A 505-nucleotide genomic window follows, 5' to 3' on the forward strand; every position below is an offset into this window, starting at 1 on the left:
CGCGCTCAATGATGCTGCATTTGCACTTGGCACTTTCGTCGGTGCGGGAGCTCTGTCGGAAAGCGAGGCACGTGCCTTGCTGCAAGACGTGGCGCGAGGATGGGGCCGGGACTGGGTTCGCTGCGCAAAGACCATCGAGAACGGGCTAAAGGCTGGCATGGCGCAGCCCCGGTCGATACCGGAATCAACCGTCGTGACGCAGGACAACACGCGCCTGGTGGATATCACGCGCATGATTGCGAACGGCCTGGCGAAGGGTCGCGTCGAGACTATGCAGAATAATGCATTGCCCGCCGCAATTGATGCAGCAAACGACAGCAGCGAACCGGAAAGCGTAGACCTAGAAGCCGAAAACGACAACGAGCCGCAGGGCGCAATCGTCGCCACTGCGTTCAAATGGATCGACCCGAAAACCCTGCCGCGCCGCGAGTTTGCTTACGGAAAACACTTGATCCGCAAGTACGTATCCGTGACCGTTTCGCCTGGTGGGCTTGGTAAAACATCG

Annotated in this window: 1 protein-coding gene; it reads left to right on the plus strand. The window is 59.2% G+C overall.

Translation table 11 applies throughout. The annotated features are described in order from the left end of the window. Positions 1-505, plus strand: a 505-nt coding sequence (locus ABD234_RS19140; protein WP_344359680.1) for a hypothetical protein, incomplete at both ends; no start/stop codon positions are given.

The organism is Brachybacterium phenoliresistens (assembly GCF_039530785.1).
Classification (GTDB): domain Bacteria; phylum Actinomycetota; class Actinomycetes; order Actinomycetales; family Dermabacteraceae; genus Brachybacterium; species Brachybacterium phenoliresistens.